At 54.6% G+C, this 22092-nt stretch carries 25 protein-coding genes; 6 read left to right on the forward strand and 19 right to left on the reverse strand.

Going from position 1 to position 22092, the window contains the following annotated elements; all coding sequences use genetic code 11:
* Window positions 1-30 precede the first annotated feature (30 nt).
* The 8 genes from cvpA to pdxB form a co-directional block, all read right to left on the reverse strand.
* A complete protein-coding gene (gene cvpA, locus ACLD11_RS08760) occupies window positions 31-519 on the reverse strand; it encodes a colicin V production protein (RefSeq protein WP_000262102.1) in 489 nt (162 codons plus the stop codon).
* Between the two features lie 310 nt (window positions 520-829).
* A complete protein-coding gene (dedD, locus tag ACLD11_RS08765; RefSeq protein WP_057393737.1) occupies window positions 830-1504 on the reverse strand; it encodes a cell division protein DedD in 675 nt (224 codons plus the stop codon).
* The gene (gene folC / locus ACLD11_RS08770) at window positions 1494-2762 is read right to left on the reverse strand and encodes a bifunctional tetrahydrofolate synthase/dihydrofolate synthase (RefSeq protein WP_000792275.1); all 1269 of its coding nucleotides are present in this window, start codon (window positions 2760-2762) and stop codon (window positions 1494-1496) included. Before folC ends, dedD begins: the two co-directional genes overlap by 11 nt.
* 67 nt (window positions 2763-2829) lie before the next feature.
* On the reverse strand, window positions 2830-3744 hold the full coding sequence (gene accD / locus ACLD11_RS08775; protein WP_000118383.1) for an acetyl-CoA carboxylase, carboxyltransferase subunit beta: 915 nt from the start codon (window positions 3742-3744) through the stop codon (window positions 2830-2832).
* 149 nt (window positions 3745-3893) lie between these two features.
* On the reverse strand, window positions 3894-4553 hold the full coding sequence (locus tag ACLD11_RS08780) for a DedA family protein (RefSeq protein ID WP_000364318.1): 660 nt from the start codon (window positions 4551-4553) through the stop codon (window positions 3894-3896).
* A 48-nt stretch (window positions 4554-4601) separates the two neighbouring features.
* A complete protein-coding gene (gene truA, locus ACLD11_RS08785) occupies window positions 4602-5414 on the reverse strand; it encodes a tRNA pseudouridine(38-40) synthase TruA (protein WP_411011496.1) in 813 nt (270 codons plus the stop codon).
* Window positions 5414-6427: an aspartate-semialdehyde dehydrogenase gene (locus ACLD11_RS08790; protein WP_411014793.1), complete on the reverse strand. Its 1014-nt coding sequence runs from the start codon at window positions 6425-6427 to the stop codon at window positions 5414-5416. Before ACLD11_RS08790 ends, truA begins: the two co-directional genes overlap by 1 nt.
* A gap of 67 nt (window positions 6428-6494) precedes the next feature.
* Window positions 6495-7631, reverse strand: a complete 1137-nt coding sequence (pdxB, locus tag ACLD11_RS08795) for a 4-phosphoerythronate dehydrogenase PdxB (protein WP_000699176.1) — start codon at window positions 7629-7631, stop codon at window positions 6495-6497.
* 103 nt (window positions 7632-7734) lie between these two features.
* On the opposite strand from pdxB, the gene flk reads away from it, so the two are divergent.
* Window positions 7735-8736 (forward strand): flagella biosynthesis regulator Flk, encoded by a 1002-nt coding sequence (flk, locus tag ACLD11_RS08800; RefSeq protein WP_411011497.1) that lies wholly within the window; start codon window positions 7735-7737, stop codon window positions 8734-8736.
* Here flk and ACLD11_RS08805 read toward each other — a convergent pair.
* Together ACLD11_RS08805 and ACLD11_RS08810 are read right to left on the reverse strand one after the other, a co-directional pair.
* Entirely contained in the window at window positions 8733-9911 is a 1179-nt protein-coding gene (locus tag ACLD11_RS08805; protein WP_023201615.1) for an MFS transporter, read from the reverse strand. The two genes, flk and ACLD11_RS08805, sit on opposite strands and share 4 nt — an antisense overlap.
* Window positions 9912-10090: 179 nt before the next feature.
* Window positions 10091-10465 carry a hypothetical protein gene (locus ACLD11_RS08810; RefSeq protein WP_001051266.1) on the reverse strand — a complete coding sequence of 125 codons (375 nt, stop codon included), beginning with the start codon at window positions 10463-10465 and terminating at the stop codon, window positions 10091-10093.
* Between the two features lie 172 nt (window positions 10466-10637).
* On the opposite strand from ACLD11_RS08810, the gene ACLD11_RS08815 reads away from it, so the two are divergent.
* The 3 genes from ACLD11_RS08815 to ACLD11_RS08825 all read left to right on the forward strand — a co-directional run bounded on the left by ACLD11_RS08815 (window position 10638) and on the right by ACLD11_RS08825 (window position 11941).
* On the forward strand, window positions 10638-10886 hold the full coding sequence (locus tag ACLD11_RS08815) for a transcriptional regulator (RefSeq protein WP_076726948.1): 249 nt from the start codon (window positions 10638-10640) through the stop codon (window positions 10884-10886).
* A 168-nt stretch (window positions 10887-11054) separates the two neighbouring features.
* Window positions 11055-11423, forward strand: coding sequence for an NlpC/P60 family protein (locus tag ACLD11_RS08820; RefSeq protein WP_000118256.1), 369 nt, complete (start codon window positions 11055-11057; stop codon window positions 11421-11423).
* Window positions 11423-11941, forward strand: coding sequence for a YbjP/YqhG family protein (locus tag ACLD11_RS08825; RefSeq protein WP_023201614.1), 519 nt, complete (start codon window positions 11423-11425; stop codon window positions 11939-11941). Before ACLD11_RS08820 ends, ACLD11_RS08825 begins: the two co-directional genes overlap by 1 nt.
* Window positions 11942-12007: 66 nt before the next feature.
* Here the strand turns inward: ACLD11_RS08825 and ACLD11_RS08830 are convergent, their stop codons facing one another.
* Window positions 12008-12664, reverse strand: coding sequence for a CPBP family intramembrane glutamic endopeptidase (locus ACLD11_RS08830; RefSeq protein WP_024146092.1), 657 nt, complete (start codon window positions 12662-12664; stop codon window positions 12008-12010).
* 97 nt (window positions 12665-12761) lie between these two features.
* The gene (gene fabB / locus ACLD11_RS08835; protein ID WP_000817159.1) at window positions 12762-13976 is read right to left on the reverse strand and encodes a beta-ketoacyl-ACP synthase I; all 1215 of its coding nucleotides are present in this window, start codon (window positions 13974-13976) and stop codon (window positions 12762-12764) included.
* A 159-nt stretch (window positions 13977-14135) separates the two neighbouring features.
* On the opposite strand from fabB, the gene mnmC reads away from it, so the two are divergent.
* Window positions 14136-16136: a bifunctional tRNA (5-methylaminomethyl-2-thiouridine)(34)-methyltransferase MnmD/FAD-dependent 5-carboxymethylaminomethyl-2-thiouridine(34) oxidoreductase MnmC gene (gene mnmC, locus ACLD11_RS08840; RefSeq protein WP_411011498.1), complete on the forward strand. Its 2001-nt coding sequence runs from the start codon at window positions 14136-14138 to the stop codon at window positions 16134-16136.
* Window positions 16137-16187: 51 nt separating this feature from the next.
* Here mnmC and ACLD11_RS08845 read toward each other — a convergent pair whose 3' ends face one another.
* Genes ACLD11_RS08845 through prmB form a run of 6 tightly spaced genes read right to left on the reverse strand, consistent with a single transcriptional unit; the run spans window position 16188 to window position 20734 of the window.
* Window positions 16188-16463 carry a YfcL family protein gene (locus ACLD11_RS08845; RefSeq protein WP_000559749.1) on the reverse strand — a complete coding sequence of 92 codons (276 nt, stop codon included), beginning with the start codon at window positions 16461-16463 and terminating at the stop codon, window positions 16188-16190.
* A gap of 32 nt (window positions 16464-16495) precedes the next feature.
* Window positions 16496-17044 carry an elongation factor P hydroxylase gene (locus tag ACLD11_RS08850; RefSeq protein ID WP_001089211.1) on the reverse strand — a complete coding sequence of 183 codons (549 nt, stop codon included), beginning with the start codon at window positions 17042-17044 and terminating at the stop codon, window positions 16496-16498.
* A complete protein-coding gene (locus tag ACLD11_RS08855) occupies window positions 17044-17853 on the reverse strand; it encodes a sulfite exporter TauE/SafE family protein (RefSeq protein WP_000368599.1) in 810 nt (269 codons plus the stop codon). Before ACLD11_RS08855 ends, ACLD11_RS08850 begins: the two co-directional genes overlap by 1 nt.
* Window positions 17853-18677, reverse strand: coding sequence for a penicillin-insensitive murein endopeptidase (gene mepA, locus ACLD11_RS08860; RefSeq protein ID WP_000750429.1), 825 nt, complete (start codon window positions 18675-18677; stop codon window positions 17853-17855). Before mepA ends, ACLD11_RS08855 begins: the two co-directional genes overlap by 1 nt.
* A 3-nt stretch (window positions 18678-18680) precedes the next feature.
* Window positions 18681-19766, reverse strand: coding sequence for a chorismate synthase (aroC, locus tag ACLD11_RS08865; RefSeq protein WP_411011500.1), 1086 nt, complete (start codon window positions 19764-19766; stop codon window positions 18681-18683).
* Between the two features lie 35 nt (window positions 19767-19801).
* Entirely contained in the window at window positions 19802-20734 is a 933-nt protein-coding gene (prmB, locus tag ACLD11_RS08870) for a 50S ribosomal protein L3 N(5)-glutamine methyltransferase (protein ID WP_411014794.1), read from the reverse strand.
* Window positions 20735-20899: 165 nt separating this feature from the next.
* On the opposite strand from prmB, the gene smrB reads away from it, so the two are divergent.
* The gene (gene smrB, locus ACLD11_RS08875) at window positions 20900-21451 is read left to right on the forward strand and encodes an endonuclease SmrB (protein WP_000730794.1); all 552 of its coding nucleotides are present in this window, start codon (window positions 20900-20902) and stop codon (window positions 21449-21451) included.
* 98 nt (window positions 21452-21549) lie between these two features.
* Here smrB and sixA read toward each other — a convergent pair whose 3' ends face one another.
* Window positions 21550-22035, reverse strand: coding sequence for a phosphohistidine phosphatase SixA (gene sixA / locus ACLD11_RS08880; protein WP_001195800.1), 486 nt, complete (start codon window positions 22033-22035; stop codon window positions 21550-21552).
* Window positions 22036-22092 lie beyond the last annotated feature (57 nt).

Genomic DNA, 22092 nt, shown 5'->3' on the forward strand with positions numbered 1-22092 from the left:
TTTCCTCGTTAAGCCACATCTCAGAACCTGTTACGTCCTGGGCAAGAAACTCGACGAGCTTTGCAGATAGTCAAAGAACCATCTGATGATGAAGCTGAACTGCGGGATGAGCTGCGATTTGCTCCAGTCTTCGCTTTTCGACAAGCCGGTAAAGGTATCAAGGAAGAACAGAATGGCGGCGACAATCAGCGCGCCTCGCAGTGCGCCGAAACAGATCCCCAACACCCGGTCAGTTCCCGACAGGCCGGTCTTCTCTACTAGCTGACCTATCACAAAATTCACGATAGCGCCGACGATAAGCGTCGCGATAAACAGTACCGCGATAGCAATCCCATTACGAACCAGTTCGTCTTCAAAGCCCGTAAACCAGACAGACAGGTAAGTGTAGTAGTGACTGGCGACAAAGAAAGCACAACCCCACGTCACCAGCGATAACGCTTCACGAACAAAGCCGCGGATCAGGCTAACCAGACAGGAAAAAGCAATCACCGCGATAATGGCGTAATCAATCCAGACCATAGATGTCCCACGATTTTACGCCCTGTCGTCCTGTTCGGGGCGCATTCTAACAGAAAAAGAAAACGTTTGCGTAGGGATTTCCTTCCCACGCGTAAATAAAAATGGCGCTGAAAAAATATTCAACGCCATCACACTTTTTATCTCTTCGGGCACGACCAGAAGAGCTGCCATCGGCCTGATAAGCGCAGGATACCAGGTTCATTCCTTCTGCCGGATGGCGGCGTAAACGCCTTATCCAGCCTACAGAACGTCGGATATTACCAGATGAACACCGTAGGCCTTAACGCTGCGCAGTCGGGCAAAACGCGCCTTAGTTCGGGCTATACCCCATCACCACGCCGCTTAACCCGGAAATCTGCTTGAGCTCGCCAAGCGATCCTTTCATCTTATCTTTCGACGCATCCGGCCCGACGAGAATACGGGTTATTTTACCCTGTACCGGCGTTGAGGGTGAAGTATAAACCCGGAACCCGGCGGAACGAAGCTTGCCGACTATCTCGTTGACTTTATCCGCATTTTTCAGCGCGCCCAACTGTACGACATAGGCTTTGCCGGTCGGTGCAGGTTTATCGTCGGCGGCCGGTTTCGGCGCGGGCGTCGGCGTGGAAGCGGCGACAACCGGCTGTTGCGGTTTAGGCTGCGGTTTCGGCTTTTCAACCGGCTTCGGTTTAGGCGTCTCCGCCGGTATCGGATCAAGCTCGACATTGTTAGACGCCATGCGCGACGGGTCCAGCGATGGCGCTGCCGCATCTCCCGCCCGCACCTCTTCAGCCGCCCCTTCCGGCGGCTGTGTCGGCAGCGCCTGCGTTGCGGCAGGCATCATATCCGGCTCATCGCGGTCGCCAGGCTTCGGTACCAGTGGAATCGCAGCAAATTCATCCTGATAATGCTTTTTCTGTCCGTCCAACAGACCGGGAAGCACAATAACCCCCAGCGCGACTAACACAATCGTGCCGACTAAACGATTCTGAAACTTACTCGCCACCGATTCTCCCCGCGTCTATCACTTCCATAACATGTGCGACGGTGTGGAACGATCCGCACACCAGCACGGTATCTTCTGGCTGCGCCGCGTCGATAGCGGCCTGCCATGCCTGCGCGACGCTATCATAGACATTCCCTTTCCCCAGATGTTCCAGAAGTTGTTCCGCCGTCGCGCCGCGCGGCCCCTCTAACGGAGCACAATACCAGTCGTCAACCACGCTTTTCAACCAGGCTAACGTGCCGGCGATATCTTTATCATGCAGCATACCAATCACCGCAAGCACGCGCCCGCGTTTCGGCAACATTTTCAGACGACCCGTCAGGTATTCCGCCGCGTGGGGATTATGGGCGACATCAAAGATAACGCGCGGCGACTCACTCACGATTTGAAAACGTCCCGGCAAGGTAGCCTGCGCAATACCGTCGCGAATCGCCTGCTCGTCAATGTTCAACCTGCTGGCGCGCAGCGCGGCCAGGGCGGTGGCGGCATTCGGCTGGGGAACCTGCGGCAACGGCAGTCCGGCAAGCGTACCGTCGCCATCGGTAAACGCCCAGTGGGTCGCTGTCACCTCATAACGCCAGTCAACGCCGCGACGCCGCAACAGCGCGCCGGTCTCCTGAGCGACATCCGCGATGGTTGCCGGCATTTCCGGTTCGCCGACAATAGCGGGTTTTTCCGCACGAAAAATCCCGGCCTTCTCGCGGCCGATACTTTCGCGATCCGGCCCCAGCCAGTCAGTATGGTCAAGCGCGATGCTGGTAATTACCGCTACATCGGCATCCACAATGTTCGTGGCGTCCAGGCGCCCGCCCAACCCGACCTCCAGAATCACCACGTCAAGGTTAGCCTGTTTAAACAGCCACAATGCCGACAACGTACCATATTCAAAATAGGTCAATGAAATATCGCCGCGCGCCGCTTCTATTTCCGCAAAGGACGCGGTATGCGCGGATTCCGCTAATTCTTTCCCCTGCACGCGCACGCGCTCGGTGTAACGTACCAGATGAGGCGAACTATAGACGCCCACACGGTATCCCGCCGCGATTAACACCGACTCCAGCGTTCGACAGGTCGTACCTTTACCGTTGGTTCCCGCAACGGTAAAAACGAACGGCGCAGGCTTGAGGATGTCCAGACGAGCTGCCACCTGGCTTACGCGCTCAAGGCCTAAATCGATACTCTTGCTGTGCAGGTTTTCCAGATAAGAAAGCCACGAGGCCAGGGGCGACGCAGCTTGAGGTATAGATTTGTTTTTCATTGATTCCGCTGCTTCTTTACGGTGAAAAGCAAAAGGGCAGAGCCTGCGGCCCTGCCCTTTTCAGTTATCAGGCCTCAGACTCCTGATCCGGCGCCGGAGGCACCACCACGCCTTCACGCGGGGCGTCCGGGTTCGGCGCGGGCAGATTCATCAGCTTCGCCAGAATGCTCGCCAGCTTCAGGCGCATTTCCGGGCGGCGGACGATCATATCAATAGCGCCTTTTTCGATCAGGAACTCACTGCGCTGGAATCCCGGCGGCAGTTTTTCGCGAACGGTTTGTTCGATAACGCGCGGGCCGGCGAAGCCAATCAGGGCTTTTGGCTCGGCGATGTTGAGATCGCCCAGCATCGCAAAACTGGCGGAAACGCCGCCCATTGTCGGATCGGTCAATACCGAGATGTAGGGCAGACCACGTTCCTGCATTTTAGCCAGCGCCGCCGAGGTTTTCGCCATCTGCATCAGCGACATCAGCGCTTCTTGCATACGCGCGCCGCCGGAAGCAGAGAAACACACTAACGGACAGTTATCTTCCAGCGCCTGTTCAACGGCACGAACGAAGCGTGCGCCAACGACAGACCCCATTGAGCCGCCCATGAACGCGAATTCAAACGCGGCGGCGACAACCGGCATACCGTGAAGCGTCCCTTTCATGACCACCAGCGCGTCTTTCTCGCCGGTTTCTTTCTGCGCGGACGCCAGTCTGTCTTTATATTTTTTGGAGTCGCGGAACTTGAGCACGTCTTTTGGCTCCAGCTCGCTACCCAACTCCACAAGGGAACCTTCATCTAACAGGCTATGCAGGCGATTGCGCGCCGACATGCGCATATGATGGTCACACTTAGGACAGACCTCAAGATTACGTTCCAGCTCAGCGCGGTATAAAACCTGACCGCAGCTATCACACTTGGTCCACACCCCTTCAGGAATGCTTGCCTTGCGGGTGGGAGTAATGTTGCTTTTAATTCGTTCAATCCAGCTCATTGGTGACCTTTCTGCCTGAACCTTAGTCAGCTTTATTATAAGGGGCGCATAATGCCATTTTTGCCCCCAACAGACCATGAATGTTGCACATTAAAACATAACAGCCCGAAACTTTGGATAAAAAAGTGGTCGAACCGCTGAGTTACTTTCTATTTTGCGGCACGCGACGCAGCGCGCTTATGCCGGACAATCTCAATGACGCCAGGTAATATCGAAACCACGATAATCCCCACAATCAGCAGCTTAAGGTTATCCTGAATCAACGGTATCGTACCGAAGAAATAACCGGCGTAGGTAAAGAGCAGCACCCACAGCAGCGCGCCGATGACGTTATAAGCGGCAAAATGCCGATAGGACATGTGCCCCATCCCTGCCACAAACGGCGCAAAGGTTCTGACGATCGGCACGAAGCGAGCGAGAATGATAGTTTTACCGCCGTGTTTTTCATAAAACTGGTGGGTTTTATCCAGATAGCTGCGGCGGAAAATTTTCGAATTCGGATTACTGAACAGTTTTTCGCCGAACAGTCGACCAATCGTGTAATTTACCGCATCGCCGACAATTGCGGCGATCAGCATTAACGCCACCATGACATGCACATTGAGATCGTTGGTTTCCAGCGAAGCCAGCGCCCCGGCGACAAACAGCAGCGAGTCGCCCGGCAGGAACGGCGTGACGACCAGGCCGGTTTCACAAAACAGAATCAAAAACAAAATAGCGTACACCCAGACGCCGTACTCCGCGACCAGCTCCGCCAGATGCACATCGATGTGCAGAATAAAATCAATAATAAAGTAGATCAGGTCCATATTTGTCTTTGCCTTTCTACCCGACACGTTTCGGGTGTGCGATTCGGATTAGTCCGCCAGAAATAGCGGGCCCATTGGCGGTTTTGGAAGGTCAAACCGGTCAGGGTAATCCACCGCAACCAAATATAGCCCTTCCGCCTTCGCCGTTGCCGCCGCCAGCGTTCTGTCCCTGGCCGCTAACAGCTCTGCGATCCAGCTCTCCGGCTGGTTGTGAGCGCCTACTTCCAGCAGGCTGCCGACAATATTCCTGACCATATGATGAACAAAGGCATTCGCTTTGATATCGACTACCACATAAGGGCCGTGGCGGGTAACGTTGATGTGCATCACATTACGCCACGGCGTGCGCGACTGGCACTGCACCGCACGAAACGAGGTAAAATCATTTTCGCCAAGCAAACACTGCGCCGCGCGATGCATCCGCTCCGCATCCAGCGGCTCATAGTAATGCGTCACGCCTTTTGCTAACACCGCAGGACGCAGTCGATGATTGTAGATGATATAGCGATAACGGCGAGCCGTAGCGCTAAATCGCGCGTGAAAATCATCCGGTACAGTTTTCACCCAGCGCACGGCAATGTCTCCAGGTAAATTCGCATTTACCCCCAGCGTCCATGCCGCATCTTTGCGCAATACGGTCGTTTCGAAATGGACAACCTGCCCGGTGCCGTGAACGCCGGCATCGGTACGCCCGGCGCAGAACACGTTAATAGGTTCATTTGCCACCTGCGAGAGCGCTTTTTCCAGCTTTTCCTGCACGCTGCGCACTTCATTCTGACGCTGCCAGCCATAATACTTGCTGCCGTCGTACTCAATACCCAGCGCAATTTTATAGACCGGCGATGATTGCTGTCCGGACATCAGTACAGATACTCCTGCACCAGCTTCTCCGCAATTTTAACGGCCATTAGCGCGCCGCCGAAACGCACGTTGTCCGCCACTGACCAGAACTGAATTTGTTCCGGCATACCGTAATCATTATGCACACAGCCAATAGAGAGCTGTGGATTGCCGGAAGCGTCGCCCATCTGCGTCGGGTAATCCGTCTCTTCTGACAGTACGATATCTTCACCGCGGGAAAACGCCTCGCGCGCCTCTTCCGCCGCCAGCGGACGGAGCGCTTCAAAGCTCACCATCTGCGCATGGCCATAGAACACCGGCGACTGCACGACACTGGCGGAGATCATCACGCCATCGTCCTGCAAAATTTTACGCACTTCATCGACGATACGACGTTCCTGGCGCACGCTGCCTTCACGATCCGGCAGCAGCGGCAGCATATTGAACGCCAACTGGCGGCCAAAGAAATCATCTTCATCAATCGGTATGCCGTTAAGCAGCTTCGCACTCTGTCCGGCCAGCGCATCGACCGCTTTTTTCCCCTGTGCGGACGCTGATAACATACTGGTGACGGCGATACGCGACAGTCCCCCCTGATCGATTAACGGCTTGAGCGCCGCCAGCAGTTGACTGGTCAGACTATCGGCGACCGCAATCACGTTACGGTTACGGTAATCCGCCAGTACATACGGGTTAACTTCCGGCACGACCAGCGGCACATCAGGCTCCAGCGCGAACAGACCGCTGGAATCTATCACCAGGCAGCCTGCATTGGTCGCGTCGTCTATCCAGGCAGCCGATGCCTCTGCGCCGGCAACGAAAAACGCCAACTGCGCCTGCGTCCAGTCAAAGTCCGCGGCATCCTGGACAATGACCGACTTGCCACCAAAACGGAGGTGCTCGCCCGCGCTTTCATGACGCGCCAACGCATAAATTTCACCGACCGGGAACTGGCGTTCAGCCAGTGTTTCAAGCAGGGCTTCGCCTACGGCGCCCGTTGCGCCCAGAATGGCAATGTTCCAGCCTTCAGACATGGTGATTTACTCCAGAAATACATAAGCGTCCCTGTCGCATTATTCGACAGGGAGCATTAAGAAGACATTAATGTGCCGGGTGATGAACAGCGTTAAAACCTAGCTTACACAGCAAGGCGGCTGCCGTTTCGTCGTCACACATCACGTATAAAGACGACCATTCACGGCGCTCAAGATAATTTTTACGCAATTTATCAAATTCACCCGGAATTCCAGCGACTTTACGCAGCGGCGCATCGTCGCGGCGCACATCATACACCAAATGCGCCAGTCTTTTCAGCGTCGGTTGATCCAGCGGGCCATGAAGCGTAATACGACCAAACTCAGGCGCAGGCAGTAATGTCTCCAGCGCGACATGCTGCTCGCGGCCGATAAACGCGCTATAGGCCTCAAAGACCTGGGTGGTGCCGCGCGCTTTGCCTTCCAGCGTATAGCCGGCAATATGCGACGTGCCGATATCCACGGCTTCCAGTAGCGCGACGTTAAGATCCGGTTCGCCCTCCCACACATCAAGCACCACGCTCAGCGGCTGCCCGGCATTAAGTCGCGCCAGCAACGCGGCGTTATCCACCACCGGACCGCGGCAGGCGTTAATGAGAATGGCGCCGGGTTTCAGTCGACGGATCAGCGTCTCATCGGCCAGATGCAGCGTTTTGTACGGTCCGTCTTTATAGAGCGGCGTATGGAAAGTCAGGACATCCGCTTCCTGCACCAGCTCATCCAGCGTACGAAAATCACCCTCGTCCCCGCGTGCGGCGCGTGGCGGATCGCACAGCAACGTGCGGATACCCAACGCTTCAAGCCTGGTCTGTAGCCGGCTTCCGACGTTACCCACGCCGACAATCCCTATAGTGCGATCGCGTAACGAAAAGCCGTCACGTTCGGCCAGCATCAACAGCGCGGAAAACACATACTCCACCACGGCGATAGCATTACAGCCGGGCGCGGCTGAAAAACCGATGCCCGCCTGCTTCAGCCATGCCTCATCCACATGATCGGTGCCTGCCGTAGCAGTACCAACGAAGTTAATCGGCGTGCCGCTCAGCAGCGATTCATTCACTTTCGTGACCGAACGCACCATTAACGCATCGGCATGGTTCAATTCTTCAACGGGGATCGGGCGACCCGGCACTGCCTTTACCTCACCCAGGCGGCTAAATAATTCGCGGGCGTAAGGCATATTTTCATCAACGAGAATTTTCACGACTGTCGTACCTGTTTGAGAACGAGAGTTAACCGGACAAGTGTGCCATAATCTGGCCGCCAGGCATATATTGCTCAGATTTATGGTTAAAGGATAATTAATTATGCATCCCATCTCCGGCGCCCCTGCACAGCCTCCAGGCGAAGGGCGTAATCCTCTTTCCGCTGCGAGCGAGCAGCCGCTTTCCATGCAACAGCGTACGGTACTGGAAAGGCTGATCACGCGCCTGATTTCACTGACCCAGCAGCAAAGCGCGGAAGTATGGGCCGGAATGAAACACGATCTGGGGATAAAAAATGACGCGCCGCTACTGTCGCGCCACTTCCCCGCCGCTGAACAGAATCTTACCCAGCGTCTGGGCGTAGCGCAGCAAAATCACGCCAATCGTCAGGTGCTTTCACAGCTAACAGAGCTGCTTGGCGTCGGGAATAATCGTCAGGCCGTCAGCGATTTTATCCGTCAGCAATACGGTCAAACCGCGCTTAGCCAGCTTACGCCCGATCAACTCAAAAACGTACTGACGCTTCTGCAACAAGGGCAGCTTTCCATTCCGCAGCCGCAACAACGCCCGGCAACGGATCGGCCATTATTGCCTGCTGAACATAATACGTTGAATCAGTTGGTGACGAAGCTGGCGGCCGCGACCGGCGAGTCAAGCAAACTTATCTGGCAATCAATGCTGGAACTCTCCGGCGTGAAAAGCGGCGAGCTCATTCCGGCAAAGCAGTTTACCCATCTGGCGACATGGCTACAGGCGCGGCAGACGCTGTCACTACAACACGCGCCTACGCTACATACGCTGCAGGCTGCGTTAAAACAACCGCTTGAGCCGGACGAGCTCACAGCGATCAAAGAGTATGCCCAACACACTTATCAAATTCAGCCGCATACGGTGCTGACCACCGCCCAGGTGCAGGATTTACTTAACCATATTTTCCTGCGTCGCGTAGAACGGGAGGCGAATGAGCTGGAACCGCTCTCTATTCAACCCATCTACCGCCCGTTCGCGCCGATGATTGAAACCGTGAAAAATCTGTCTGCGCGGCCAGGCCTGTTGTTTATCGCGCTAATAATTGTACTGGCGCTTTTCTGGCTGGTTTCTTAACCACGCCGGAACGATAATATCGTCACCAGGATGCCAACCACCGCGGAGATCGCTCCCGCGAGGAATACGGAAGGATAGCCGCATGACGTGGCCAGCACGCCCGCCAGCGGGCCGGTAACACCGTAGGAGATATCCTGAAACGCGGCGTAGCCGCCGAGTGCCGTACCGCGTACCTGAGAAGGTACGCGTTTCACAACCTCCACGCCCAGCGCCGGGAAAATCAATGAACACCCTGCCCCGGTGAGCGCCGCGCCTACCAGCGCTATCCAGGCCGTCGGCGCCAGCCACAAGAGCAGCAGTCCTGCCGTCTCAACCAGCAATGAGACAACGGCGACCTTCACGCCGCCAAAGCGGTCCGGCATCCAACCGAACACTATGCGCATCAGTACAAACGCGCCGCCAAACGCGGTCAGGGTGAATCCCGCCATCGTCCAGCCATTGCTGACAAAATAAAGTGAAATAAACGTACCGATGACGGCAAAACCCACGCCCTGCAATGCCAGACCCAGGCCCGGTTTCCAGATAAGCCCGACCACGCTCCACAGTGAAGGTCGCTCCCCCTCATGCGCAGGTACTTTACGCACGGTGCCGTTGAATGCCCAGGCCAGCAGCGGTAAAACCATCGTCGTCCCCGCCAGCGCCGCGAAGCCAAAGTGGCTATGGATCAGCAAGCCCAACGGCGCACCGGCCGCCAGCGCGCCGTAAATCGCCATCCCGTTCCACGACATCACCTTACCGGAACGCGTTGGGCCAACCAGCCCCAATCCCCAGGTCAGGGTTCCGGTCAGCAGTTGGCTTTCGCCAAATCCGAGGATCAAACGCCCGACAATAAGCAGCGCGAATTTTACCGGCACGGAAACCGGCAACAGCGCGGCCAGTAGCCAGGCGGCGCCCGCCAGCCCGCAGGCAAACATCCCCTGTAACGCCGATCGTTTAGCGCCATATTGATCCGCCAGCCGTCCGGCATAGCCGCGCGTCAGTACCGTCGCAAAAAACTGAATGCCCACGGCGATCCCAACCATCGTATTGCTATAGCCCAGTTCGTGATGGACAAAAAGCGGGATGACGGGTAACGGCAGGCCGACCGTCATATAGGTTAGAAAAACCGCAAAGGCGATGCGGAACAGCGAAAAATTCGCAGACGGGGTCGTTGTTTTTTGGCTAACTGCTGTCATGCATTACTCCAGAATGCAGAGTAAGGCGGGGAAATGCCACGCCCCCCTCTACCTGAACGTCAGGATTAAGGTGCGTTGGATAACGTTAAACGCTTACGCATTATCGGAAGGATAATGTAGAGAGTGAAGTCTGCCTGTGAGACGCGAAACTTGTCAACCTTGAAATTGCAGCCAGGGTATCAACGCGGCGGCGTGTCATCAAACAGAAAGGGAAAGACCGCTTTCATCCCTCTCACCTTAAACCGTCCGGTCACCTGCTTGCGCTGTTCTGGTGTCAGTAACCTGAACATCATCTCCCAGATATCTTCAGGCTCCGCTTCCTGTAAGGAAATGGGTTCTGGCGTCGGTTCCTCTCCGCTGTCGTCCAGATAACGATGAACATAAAGAGGGAAAACAGATATATGAAACTCCTCGGCCTTTGATTTAACACGCTTACGCCTGACGCCCTCTTTCCCTTCGCTGTACTTATACAAACGTTCGCGAACCGCAGGCTCGCTTCCCGGAAACCCCGGTAAGCCAAGACATTCCTTAACCGTGAACCATTCCTTTGCCATCGGTTTCTTTCCTTTCCTCTGATGAAATAAAAATATTTCTTCTTTTGCGCGAAATTTTGCTTTCTTTCTGGCACTATTCTTAGAGTGAAAAAGAAAGTAACTTTCTTTTTCTCACGCTAATTTTTACCTTAAAAATATCGGCGCCGATAACGCATCTTCTTAGGATTACAGAATGGAACCAAAAAGCCAAGACTGGCATCGTGCAGATATTAAAAGTGCACTGGAAAAAAGAGGTATTACGCTCAGAGATCTTTCTCGTCAGGCCGGTTTATCCCCTGATTCACTACGCAATGTCTTTACCCGCTCCTGGCCGAGAGCCGAACGGATTATTGCGGACGCGCTTAGCATCACGCCGCAGGAGATCTGGCCGTCGCGCTATGGCGATATGCAAATAAAAAATGATGCCAATACCGCAGAATAATAGTTAATGTTGAATAAATTGGCCCTAACTTATCAATCTCAACAATTAATAAATATTTAAACTTATTCTATTGAAAATAGTAATAGCACTATTTGTCATGCTTCCCGAATCAAATACTGTTAAAGCATTACGTCATTGCTATTACGTATTTTATTAACAGGAATCATTATGAGTTGGGATAAAAGAATGGCGGTTAATTATGCCAAAACGCATGCAGGTTCTCATTCTCAAGGCCGGTGTGCGGAATTTACCCGAAAGGCAATTCAGGCGGGCGGTATCACGCTGGGGCATACATATCATGCGAAAGATTATGGTCCAATGTTAAGAAGCGCCGGATTCACCGCTATTGGTACCTATGAAATGCCGCGCGAGGGTGACGTCATCATTATTCAACCTTACGCTGGCGGAAACCCGAGCGGTCACATGGCGATATACGATGGCACAGAGTGGTATTCAGATTTTAAACAACGCGATATGTGGGCCGGCCCGGGCTACCGGGCAGCCAGGCCCTCATATACCATCTACAGGAAGAATTAATGAAAACGTTCTCCCTTGTCGCGCTTATCCTGTTGCTTTGTAGTTGCTCTGCGCCTCATCACGACAGTACGCAGGCCGTGAAGCAGTTCTATACCTCATGGATGACGACGTTCACGAACGATGTGAACACCCCTGACGACACCACCGCCTTAATGCAAAGTTACGTTGCTAAAGAGGTTATTCATCGCCTGGCGCTAATACAGTCCCTTTATGAACAGGAGATTGTGGGGGCTGATTATTTTATGTATGCGCAGGACTATGCGCCAGAGTGGATTCCACAGTTACGGGTTGGGAAGGCACACCCTTTCCTCGGCGGAGAAAAAGTGGATGTTCTGTTGGGTACAGAGTCAACGCCCATCCACCTGGAAGTTTATACCCGTTGGGAAGAGGGACGCTGGAAAATTTACCGCGTTCGGGATGCTGATAAGGGTTATGAACAGCCGATTTATGACGCAGGCGCCATCACCCAGGCTGAGGCCTGGTCAGCGAAAGTCGCGCCGGAATATAAGAAGCATTAAAAAAGGGAACCGCCATCGGTCTCTTGTTCGTACCGAAGAGGTTAAAGCGCCTATTGCATCAGGCGCTTATTCCGTCGCTGAAAACAGTAAGCCGAAAATAACCCAGGCATTATTTAAAATATGAAGTATTATCGGTATCATTAACCCACAACTTCTCATTCGAACAACGCATAATATAGATGAAAAAACAAACAGATAAACAAAAGTCACCGCAAAGAGATATTGTGTATGCATAAATGCAAAAGCGAGTGAGGTAATAATAATACCGGAAACTCTTGAGTACCGACCCCAACCGATACTGCTGTTTAATAAAAATCCTCTGAATATAATTTCCTCCGCCACAGGAGCCAGAAAGCACATCGCCAGCGTGTTAAGAAATTTATGAAGAAAAAATTGCCTTGATAACTCGGCCATCCAGGGTTCCGGGCCACTAAAAGCATTGTAGAGAACGGTAAGGCACACCAGGGCCAGCGCCGGAACAAAACATTCCACAAATGATAAGCGGCCCAATGATAAAAACGGATAATACTTTGAATAAATACTCCAGGCGGCAATCGCATAGACAAAAACAATACTATATATAAAAGGCGCAGCCAGACCTCCCAAATAAAGCCAGGCATAGGAAGGCGAAAATGAGGCAAAAACAAAAATGCCAAGCAAACCAAATAAAACAGCCACGCAACTCAAACTATGCCTAATTTTATCTAATGTATTAGTTGGCATTTATAGAATATCCATATAATTTGTTGTTCCCTGAATGAAAAAACAGGTCGCATTAGCGACCTGTTTCATTATTGATACTACAACGTAATAGTCAGGCTTACAACTTACGCATCACCAGCGTGGCGTTGGTGCCGCCAAAACCGAAGCTGTTAGACATTACGGTAGTCAGTTCACGCTCGGTCGTTTCGGTCACGATGTCCAGGCCCGCAGCCTGCTCATCCAGCTCTTCGATGTTGATACTCGGCGCGATAAAACCGTGCTCCAGCATCAGCAGAGAGTAGATAGCTTCCTGCACGCCTGCGGCACCCAGCGAGTGGCCGGTCATCGCTTTGGTCGCGGAGATAGCCGGGCTGTTATCGCCAAACACTTCACGGATTGCACCCAGTTCTTTCACGTCGCCTACCGGAGTAGAGGTACCGTGAGAGTTCAGGTAGTCGATCGGCGTGTCTACGCCGTGCATCGCCATCTGCATGCAACGTACTGCGCCTTCACCAGACGGAGCAACCATGTCTGCGCCATCGGATGTTGCGCCGTAACCGACGATTTCCGCATAGATATGCGCGCCGCGCGCCAGAGCGTGTTCCAGCTCTTCGACAACAACCATACCGCCACCGCCTGCGATGACAAACCCATCACGATGCGCATCATAGGTACGGGACGCTTTTTCAGGCGTATCGTTATATTTGGTGGACAGTGCCCCCATCGCGTCGAACTCACAGGCCATTTCCCAGCACAGCTCTTCGCCGCCGCCAGCAAAAACGATGTCCTGTTTGCCCAGTTGGATCTGTTCAACCGCATTGCCGATACAGTGTGCGGAGGTCGCGCAAGCGGAGCTAATGGAGTAGTTCACACCATAAATTTTAAACGGCGTAGCGAGGCAGGCGGAAACGCCGGATGCCATTGCTTTCGTCACCACATACGGGCCCACGGCTTTCAGACCACGCGGGCTACGCATGGCGTCTGCGCCAAAGACCTGGAATTTCGGGGAGCCGCCGCCGGAACCTGCAATCAGGCCGACACGCGGGTTATTCTGATAGACTTCCGGCGCCAGACCGGCGTCGGCCACTGCCTGCTCCATAGACAGATAAGCATAGATGGAGGCGTCGCTCATAAAGCGCACGACTTTGCGATCAATGAGGCCAGTGGTATCCAGTTTTACGTTGCCCCATACCTGGCTACGCATGCCGGCGTCCTTCAGCTCCTGAGAGAAAGTGATCCCTGAACGTCCTTCACGCAGAGATGCCAGGACTTCCTGCTGGTTATTACCGATGCTGGAAACGATGCCCAGGCCAGTAATCACTGCACGTTTCATTCAATACCTCTGTAATTCGCACTATTTTTAAGTTTCGATTGGCACAATAGCGTACACTTGTACGCCGAACAAGTCCGATCAGCCATTTAGTACGGAAATTTGCGCCATCAGGCACACATCGTTAAGATCGCGATACCGCCCGTCAGACGAGTAACTTACGTGAAACAATACGCCATACAACCCGCCACACTCGAATTTAACGCTGAGGGTACACCTGTTTCCCGAGATTTTGATGATGTCTATTTTTCTAATGACAATGGACTCGAAGAGACACGCTACGTTTTTCTTGGCGGCAATCGTCTTGCGGAGCGGTTTCCCGTACATTCACATCCATTATTTATAGTCGCGGAAAGCGGTTTTGGCACCGGACTCAACTTCCTGACGCTGTGGCAGGCGTTTGACAGCTTTCGTTCTGCGCACCCACAGGCGACGCTGGAAAGGTTACATTTCATCAGTTTTGAGAAATTCCCGTTAATGCGCGACGATCTGGCGCTGGCGCACCAACACTGGCCGGAGCTCGCGCCCTGGGCAGAGCAGCTGCAGGCGCAATGGCCGCTGCCGCTCCCGGGATGCCACCGCCTATTGCTGGATCGGGGCCGGGTAACGCTGGATTTGTGGTTTGGCGATATTAATGAACTGACCGACCAACTGGACGTCACGCTGAATCAAACAGTCGACGCCTGGTTCCTCGACGGTTTTGCCCCGGCGAAAAATCCGGATATGTGGACGCCAAACCTGTTTAACGCGATGGCGCGGCTGGCGCGGTCCGGCGCAACGCTGGCGACGTTTACCTCGGCGGGTTTCGTTCGTCGGGGATTACAGGAAGCCGGTTTTACCATGCAAAAACGCAAAGGCTTCGGACGTAAACGCGAGATGCTTTGTGGAGTGATGGAACAACACCTCATGCCGACACTTTCCGCGCCCTGGTTTTACCGCAGCGGAAGCGAAAAACGTGAAACGGCGATCGTTGGCGGCGGCATCGCCAGCGCGCTGTTATCGCTGGCGTTACTGCGTCGCGGCTGGCAGGTGACGCTCTATTGCGCGGACGACCAGCCCGCCCTGGGCGCCTCCGGTAATCGACAGGGCGCGCTTTATCCGCTCCTTAGCAAACATGACGCCGCCATTAATCGCTTTTTCCCGACCGCATTCACCTTTGCCCGTCGCCTGTATGATGCCCTGCCCGTCTCTTTTGATCATGACTGGTGCGGCGTGACGCAGCTCGGATGGGATGAGAAAAGCCAGCAGAAAATTGCCCAGATGCTGTCCCTGGCGCTGCCCGCCGGACTGGCCTCGGCGCTCAATGCCGAAGAGGCGGAACAGTCGGTTGGCGTGACGACACGCTGCGGAGGAATTACCTATCCGGCAGGCGGCTGGCTGTGCCCGGAACAATTAACTCGCGCAGTCATCGCACTGGCGACCGAACAGGGTTTACAAACGCGCTTTCGCCATACGCTCACGTCGCTCGTTGCGCAGGAGCCGCGCTGGCAACTGCACTTTACGTCAGGTGAAACCGCCAGCCATGAGACCGTCGTCCTGGCGAACGGCCATCAGATTAACCGTTTTGATCAAACCCGGCCGCTGCCGGTTTATGCCGTCGGGGGGCAGGTCAGTCATATTCCCACCACCCCCGCCCTCTCGGCGTTGCGTCAGGTGTTGTGCTACGACGGCTATCTGACGCCGCAAAATCCGCATAATCAGCAGCACTGTATTGGCGCCAGCTATCACCGGGGCGACGAAAGCACCGTCTGGCGCGAAGAAGATCAGCGTCAGAACCGACAGCGTCTGCTTGACTGTTTTCCGGAGGCGAACTGGGCCACAGAGGTTGACGTTAGCGGCAACAGCGCCCGTTGCGGCGTGCGTTGCGCCACCCGCGACCATCTGCCGATGGTGGGCAATGTCCCGGATTACGACGCCACGCTGACGCATTACGCCGATTTAGCCGATAATAAAACGTCGGCGGCGCCTGCGCCTGTGTATCCGGGTTTATTTATGCTCGGCGCGCTGGGATCGCGTGGTTTGTGCTCAGCGCCATTATGCGCAGAAATTCTGGCGGCGCAGATGAGTAACGAGCCGATTCCACTGGATGCCGGTACGCTGGCGGCGTTAAATCCGAATCGGTTATGGGTGAGAAAGTTATTGAAGGGAAAAGCGGTGAAGTAGTGGGTCAGCCGATAGCGGAAGGCGGCAAGCGTCGCCTTCCGGCCCACGGCGTTATTGTTTTGCCTTGTCGAACAAATTGTCCCACATCGCTTTGACTAACGCCTGATCGCGCGGCGACAGTTCGCCAGCGCCGATCGCTTTTTCCAGACTTTGGCTAACGTTGGCATAGACCGCCTCGACGGAGTGGTCATCACCGCTCTCCAGCTCGGCAATGGCTAACGTCAGGTGGCCACGCAGGTATCCACTGGCAAAAAGCTCATCGTCGCTGGCGTGCTCTACCATATCGTCAATTAATGCCAGAATGCGTGATTCAAACTCCGCGATCATCTTCTTTCCTCATTGTAAACGTGGCGCTGGCTTTAATTAAGCGCTTCCGGCCACGGGAACTGTTCCGCCTTAAGTTCGGGCGTGTGATAGTAATTCTGTAGCGCTTTGATGAAGCGGGCTGGACGTTCAGGAATGCCCTGCTCCAGATACGCCATTACCTGCGCATGAACCCGGCGCTGAAACGCCACGCGATCCGGCTCAATATCGCCTTCCAGATTGTCGCAACTGACGTTAAAGGGATACCCCGCCGCCACGCAAAACAACCAGTCGAAGGCCTGTGGCTTCACCTCCACGTCTTCAAATTGACTTTGGGTCTGCGCGTCGCGTCCGTCCGGGCAGTACCAGTAACCAAAGTCAACCAGTTCGCGGCGCGCCTTACCGGCGATACACCAGTGAGAAATCTCATGCAGCGCGCTGGCGTAAAACCCATGCGCAAAGACGATACGGTGGTACGGTACCTGCGCGTCAGCAGGAAGATAGATCGGTTCGTCGTCGCCTTTAATCAGACGGGTATTAAATTCTTCGGCAAAGCAGCCGTTAAAAATCTCAATTAACTGTTCGTAATGGTGCGTACTGTTCATTAATTCATCCCCAACCAGTGGAGGATCTCCTGTCCGTGGCTATCATAAAGTAACCTGGCGCTCATTACCGCCGAGACAATAACGATCATCGGTCTGATAAGTTTTTGGCCTTTGCTCAACACCAGACGCGACCCCATTCGCGCCCCTAAAAACTGACCAACCAGCATCACGAAGCCCGTCGCCCAGATCACTTTGCCGCCGATGATAAATAACAGCAGGCCGCCAACGTTGGAGGTAGCGTTAAGCACTTTGGCATGTGCCGTGGATTTCGCCAGGTTATAGCCACATAAGGTGACAAACGCCAGAGCGTAAAACGACCCGGCGGCAGGCCCGAAAAAACCGTCGTAAAACCCGACGCATCCCCCGGCTATCAGCGCGAACGGTAATCCATACAGGCGGCGCTGGCGATCTTCCTCGCCCAGCTTCGGCATCAATAAAAAATAGAGGCCGATGAAAATCACCAGGATGGGCAAGATCTGGCGCAAAATATCCGCCTGCACGTGCTGCACCAGCAGCGCGCCGCTCATCGAGCCAATGAACGTCATCAGAATATTGAGCTTTTGCTCGGCCAGGTTTACCACTTTACGGCGAATAAAATAGAGCGAAGACGAGAGGGAGCCGCCGCACGCCTGTAATTTATTGGTCGCCAGCGCGTTTGCTGGCGACATCCCGGCGGCCATCAGCGCAGGGATAGTGAGCAGCCCTCCGCCCCCGGCGATAGAATCGATAAATCCTGCCAGTACGGCGACAAAAAACAGCACCACCAGCAGCAGCGGGGAGACCATAAACAGATCATAAAAATTGTCCATCAGAGTACATGCTCATCCAGTAGCGCCTGGCAGGAAGGCGGCAACGGCGGCGGTGTCTTCTTCTCAGGCTTTGTGGTGCCAGGTTTTGGCGGTTCGAACCAGCTTTGCAGTTCAGCGCCGCATCCATCGCCCGGCGGGGGTAAAGGTTGATCTTCGCACTCCAGGCTGTCGGCAGGGCAGCGTAAACGCACGTGCATATGCGCGCGATGCTGGAACCAGGGGCGTACTTTACGTAGCCAGTCACGATCGCTTCCGGCATCGAGGCAAAGCTGTTGTTTAATAGCCGGATTGACGAAAATACGGGTGACGTCATTGTCTTGTGCCGCCAGTTTGATCAGACTGGCGATATCCGACGACCAGCGCGACGGCACGACATGTTTACCGTCGCGGGACACCAGATCTAACGCCTGCGGGCGCAATAGCTGCGCCTGGCTCCAGCGCGTTTTCGGCAACTGCAAGAAAATATCCACATCAAGCCCGGTCTGATGACTGGCGTGTCCGCCATTAAAGCGGCCTCCGGCAGGCATCCCCATGTCGCCTATCAGGACGGTTCCGAGTCCCCGTTGCTGCGCCTGATGACTCAACCGCTGGATAAACATGACCAGATCCGGGTGGCCGAAATAACGGCGCTGATCGGTGCGCATCACCTGATAATTATCGGACTGTACCGGCAACGTGTCGGCGCCAATGATGCATCCGTTGGCAAAGCTACCGATAGACTGGGCTGCGCCGGGGACAGGATGAGTTATTTTCTGCCACGGCGTCGCCGCCAGGCTGGCGCTACTGACAAACCATGCCAGCAGCGCAATCGCGGTTTTTTTCATTTCTTACCAGCGTGGAATCTCTGTCTTTACATCCGCATTCTGTGCCCGATGGCGCAGCAGGTGATCCATCAGCACGATCGCCAGCATGGCCTCTGCGATCGGCACTGCGCGAATCCCCACACACGGATCGTGGCGCCCTTTGGTGATCATCTCGACTTCTTCACCCACCCGGTTGATCGTACGTCCCGGCACGGTAATGCTGGAGGTAGGTTTCAGCGCCATATGCGCCACAATGTGTTGCCCGCTACTGATGCCACCGAGGATGCCGCCAGCGTGGTTGCTCTGAAAACCCTGCGCCGTGATTTCATCGCGATTCTGGCTGCCGCGCAGCGCCACCACGTTAAATCCTTCGCCGATCTCCACGCCTTTCACCGCATTGATGCTCATCAGCGCATGGGCGATGTCCGCATCCAGTCGGTCAAATACCGGTTCGCCAAGTCCTGCCGGCACGCCGCTCGCCATCACCGTCACTTTCGCGCCGATGGAGTCACCCTCTTTTTTCAGCGCGCGCATCAGTTCGTCCAGCGCGTCAAGTTTGTCCGCATCGGGACAAAAGAACGGATTAAGCTCAACCTGACGCCAGTCTTTAATCTCCAGCGGAATATCGCCCATCTGGGTCAGGCAGCCGCGGATTTCGATGCCGAACTTTTCCGCCAGGTATTTCTTGGCGATCGCCCCTGCCGCTACGCGCATCGCGGTTTCACGCGCGGAAGAACGTCCACCGCCACGGTAATCGCGCAGGCCGTATTTCTGCTCATAGGTATAATCCGCGTGTCCCGGACGAAAAATATCTTTAATCGCGCTGTAGTCCTGCGAGCGCTGATCGGTGTTTTCAATCAGCAGGCCAATGCTGGTGCCGGTCGTCACGCCATCAAACACGCCGGAGAGAATTTTTACCTGGTCCGGTTCGCGGCGCTGGGTAGTATAGCGCGAGGTGCCGGGGCGGCGTCTGTCGAGATCGTGCTGCAGATCGGCCTCCGTCAACGGGATGCCGGGCGGCACGCCATCGACGATACACCCAAGCGCCAGCCCGTGTGATTCGCCGAAAGTGGTTACGCGAAAGAGTTGTCCAATTGTGTTTCCTGCCATCACGGCTCCGTTATCGTTGTTGTCGTTTGCGTGTTTTAATCTTTATAAATGTTGAAATGTTCACGGGCCGCGAGCAACTGCGCTTTGGTCAACATAAAGACGCCATCGCCGCCGTTGTCAAACTCCAGCCAGGTGAACGGCACATCCGGATACTGCTCCATCAGATGTACCATGCTGTTTCCGACTTCACAAATCAGAACGCCGTCATCGGACAGATAATCCGGCGCATTTCCCAGGATACGACGGGTCAATTTGAGGCCGTCAGTGCCGGACGCCAGCCCCAGCTCAGGTTCGTGGCGATATTCGTTCGGCAGATCGGACATATCTTCCGCATCGACATAAGGCGGGTTAGTGACAATCAGATCGTACTGAACTTTCGGCAGATCGCGGAACAGATCGGAACGGATTGGCATCACGTGATGGATAAGACCGTGTTCTTCAATGTTATGCTCGGCGACAGCCAGCGCATCCGGCGAAATATCGACCGCATCAACCTCTGCGTCCGGGAAAGCATAAGCACAGGCGATGGCGATGCAGCCGCTACCGGTACACATATCCAGAATATATTTCGGCTGTTGGCTAATAAGGCCGGCGAAGTGGTTATTAATCAGCTCGCCAATCGGCGAACGCGGCACCAGCACGCGCTCATCGACATAAAATTCGTGGCCGCAGAACCAGGCTTTATTGGTCAGGTAGGCGACCGGGATACGCTCGTTAATGCGACGAATCACTCGCTCGACAATGCGGTGTTTTTCGCTGGACGTCAGCCGCGCGGTCCGCATATCTTCCGGAATATCCAGCGGCAGATAAAGAGACGGCAACACCAGTTGTACCGCTTCATCCCACGGGTTATCGGTACCGTGTCCATACCAGATATTCGCCGCGCTAAAGCGGCTTACCGCCCAGCGCAACATGTCCTGAATGGTATGCAGTTCACTTACTGCTTCATCGACGAAAATTTTATCCACGTATTCCTCCAGGGCATGCTCGCATTAAATTCGGCGGCTAGTTTGCCACGAAGACAGGGATAAATCAGCATTGACGCGGCGGGAGAATACGAAAAATCCGTTTTGACCGTTCGGATATCCTCCGGGTCGGGTAAACTAAGGCAAAAGATCAGACGAGACCCACGAATGAAAAAGAAAACATCGCTCAGCGAGGAGGACCAGGCGCTGTTCCGTCAGCTGATGGTCGGCACCCGAAAGATTAAACAGGATACTATCGTCCATAGGCCGCTGCGCAAGAAAATCACGGAAGTCCCTACCCGAAGGTTAATTCAGGAACAGGCGGACGCCAGCCACTATTTTTCTGATGAGTTCCAGCCGCTGCTCAATACGGAAGGGCCGGTAAAGTATGTCCGTGAAGATGTCAGCCATTTCGAGCTAAAAAAAATGCGCCGCGGCGACTATTCGCCAGAACTGTTTCTGGATTTACACGGCTTAACGCAGCTTCAGGCCAAGCAGGAACTGGGGGCGCTAATTGCCGCCTGCCGTCGGGAACATATTTTTTGCGCCTGCGTCATGCATGGACACGGTAAACATATTCTGAAACAGCAAACGCCGTTATGGCTGGCGCAGCATCCGCATGTGATGGCCTTTCATCAGGCACCGAAAGAGTACGGCGGCGACGCCGCGCTGCTGGTGTTGATTGAAGTGGAAGAGTGGCAACCGCCCGAATTACCCTGATGCGGAATGCCGGATGGCGGCGCAAGCGCCTTATCCAGCCTACGAACAGCCAGCGCTGTCGTAGGCCTGATAAGCGAAGCGCCATCAGGCAGCAAAGATTAAATCGCTTTCGCCATTTTCAGATTGCAGGGGCTCATTTGCCAGTTGAATGTCCCCTTGCCGCTTTCATCAAGCGTAACGTTGGCAATTGCGGACGTCGTGAACATCGGCGGCGTTTCGCCCGGACAAAGCTCAGATACCAGGTATCCGACCAGAGGTAAGTGAGAGATCACCAGCACCGATCCGATCTCTTCATTGGCCAGCGCCTGGAGGTAGGCGCTGACCAGACCGACATCGCCACAGGGCGTTAGCTCCGGCAGGACATCCACCTGAGCCGGCAGATTCATACAATCGCCGACCACATCTAACGTCTGTTCGGCCCGAAGAAACGGACTCACCAGAACACGTTCGATATCCACTTTTTGACCTTTCAGCCAGTTCGCCATCAGGCGAGACTCGTCACACCCACAAGGGGTCAAGGGACGAACCGAATCACTGGCGGCATCGAGGGCTGCGTCGCCGTGACGCATGATAAAAACTTGCATATTGCACCGCTTTTGTTAACCAGTTTCACCAACACGCTTACCACATGCCCCTATTGG

Source organism: Salmonella sp. 741265116_PST, from assembly GCF_046567715.1.
GTDB classification, from domain to species: Bacteria; Pseudomonadota; Gammaproteobacteria; order Enterobacterales; family Enterobacteriaceae; genus Salmonella; species Salmonella enterica.